This is a genomic window from Bradyrhizobium sp. CCBAU 51745 (assembly GCF_028128715.1).
Classification (GTDB): Bacteria; Pseudomonadota; Alphaproteobacteria; order Rhizobiales; family Xanthobacteraceae; genus Bradyrhizobium; species Bradyrhizobium manausense.
The window spans coordinates 1-2,287 of record NZ_LBJP01000043.1; the positions used below are offsets into that span (position 1 = coordinate 1).

Below are 2,287 nucleotides of genomic sequence, written 5' to 3' on the forward strand. Positions count from 1 at the left end.
CGAAGCGGAAGCGATCGAAGCAGGCCGACGCGTCAATCGCGACGACGCTAAACACCTTGGCGAAGGGCTTTCTTGCCCCTTAGGGCGATTGGGTCCAGTTCGCTCATTGTTCAGAAGGCGATGGAAAACGAATTTCAAAAAAGATTTTTTTGATATCAAGAACTTACTGGCGGAAGGGGGGTCTTGTCAACTCGTTGATTCAACGGCACTTTTCTTGTGCCTCAGAACATTAGCTACGGTGTTTGCAACGGTCGTCCCACCGATATCTCGACAGTAGTTTTCCGCCCGTGCGCGATGGCTTAGTTCGGCGGCTCAAGGAGCCCGGTTCTTCGGCGGTCATAACTAGGCTGGCCGCTGAAAGGCGACGATCGAATTTGCTCCTTTGACATTGTTAGAAGCCTCGCGTCCAATCGCTTTATGACGTGCCAGCACCGCGGCATTGGAGCAACAGTCTCACGGCACTTTGCACCAGCGCACGATTGTTAATTTGCGTCGTCTGCACGATTCAGGCCTGCTCTCTCGACAACCCAAACACAATATAGGGGACGGCGAGGATGAACGTACGGGCGGGGGTCACTGTTGCGTTGTTGCTGATTCCCTTGGGGTCCGAAGCCTTCGCTTCGCGACACCACAGACCCACGGCGCGCATCTCTTGCAGCGAGGTCAGATACTACGTCGCGAAATATTCGGCGTCAGTGGCTGAGATGTACGCCCGTAATCACGGCGCTACCGATGCACAGATCGAACGAGCAAGACGTTGCTTGGCCTCAAACGAGACCGCGGAAACGGAGCGACGAGGCGCTTATACCGATTGAGATGGTAGATCGGCTCCTGGACGTTGAACTGGGCAAATGGCTCTCAGCGCCCCTCGAACATCCTTCCACGGTGCCCGGCACCTGATACGGACGTTAGCGCGTCACCCTCGCGAGAGGCGCGGTGCTGTCCGTGCCAGCGATCCTAGCTTTGAGATTCGTCGAGGTCGGTGAAGACGTCGGCTTGGCGGAGTTCGTTGGCTACCATGGGCGGCTATCAAGGTGGAGATCGTTGGCTCGCACACCAACGCGCTGAACTGCCTCGAGCACCGACCTAACTCGCGGCAGTTGTGAACGGCACGGCTTCGTCGATGAGCTGAACAAACGCCGCAGCTTTCAGCCTCTGCTGGGTTGAACGCCACCACGCGGAGAACCTTGTCGTATCGGCCAGCAAGGAGATTGCCACCAGCGTGGAATGGATGGCGCCTTCGTCCGCCTCCAGAACGTCGCCCATCTCGAAACTCCTCCAGGACCAAGAAGCGCGCCCGGCACATAGGAACACTTGCGTTAGTATGGAGTCGTAGAGGCGCAATCGATCTTGTGTTGCTCGTGAATCGAACCATGGAAAAAGCGATTGCTATGCGATCTCAGCACTCCCTGTAGGCTTTGGTGCCCAGATACTCATCGCTGGTATTTCCTCAAGCTCGCCGATCTCGACGCGGCGGTCGCCCCGCCATGGCTGGGCTGCTGGCATTTCGGAGGAGGAGGCGATCGCGCGCCTGTTCGTGCTCAACCAAGAACGGACAGCAGCACAAGCTGCCGCCTTGTTGCCGACGAAAGGTCCATAGCTCGCCCGAATTGGTTAGCGGACTGTTAATTGGAATTCGGCAGCCTTGCGGTCAGCGCTGCCCCAACACCCCCCAAGCCGAGGTAGCGCAAGCGATGGCCGGCGGTGATGACCGCCGGCCATCGTGCTCGTAACAGAGACCTCGTCCTTGTTCCCCTCGGGTTGTCCACACCCACGACCGACAGTGGTACGGGATTGGTACGAGGCCCAATGAATTGACAATTTACGAGTGGCACCCATTCGCTTTGATGGCGGCATGCCCGCCCTCACCTGCCGCCGAAGCAGGGACGATCCTCATTGCGAAACGTGGCTGATCTATTTCGGCGACGTCAGGGTTGGCGTGAGCGGCCTCCGCGCTGGCCTTCCCAATTCGGCCCCGCAATGGGGATGGTCCTGCGGTTTCTATCCGGCATTGACCCGGGCGATCATCGAAATGGTATCGCCGAAATCTTCGACGGCGCCCGCGCCGGCTTCCAAGCCGCCTGGGATGAGTTGGCTGCTACTCGCACCGAAGCCGATTACGAGGCTTGGCGCCGCCAGCGCGATTGGACTGTATGGAAGAACCGAATGCATGATCTAGCGTTGCCGCTTCCCACACAACGGCGGAAGGGGTTGCGCGCTGCTTCTGCGGCGAGGTAGCTAAAAACCGCACACTGGACGCGCACGTTCCTACCGCTCACAGCCTGCC

The 2,287-nt window shown here is 58.6% G+C and carries 2 protein-coding genes; one reads left to right on the forward strand and one right to left on the reverse strand.

Annotation, left to right across the window (positions count from 1 at the left end; translation table 11 throughout):
- The coding region (locus XH98_RS13015; RefSeq protein ID WP_271618824.1) for a hypothetical protein at positions 1–277 on the forward strand (277 nt) is incomplete at its 5' end.
- Positions 278–1,086: 809 nt separating this feature from the next.
- Here XH98_RS13015 and XH98_RS13025 read toward each other — a convergent pair.
- Positions 1,087–1,266: a hypothetical protein gene (locus XH98_RS13025; RefSeq protein ID WP_271618825.1), complete on the reverse strand. Its 180-nt coding sequence runs from the start codon at positions 1,264–1,266 to the stop codon at positions 1,087–1,089.
- Positions 1,267–2,287: the final 1,021 nt, after the last annotated feature.

Excerpts from the sequence above, each read along its gene's own strand:
- XH98_RS13025 (WP_271618825.1), bottom strand. The coding sequence starts at position 1,266 with ATGGGCGACGTTCTGGAGGCGGACGAAGGCGCCATCCATTCCACGCTG.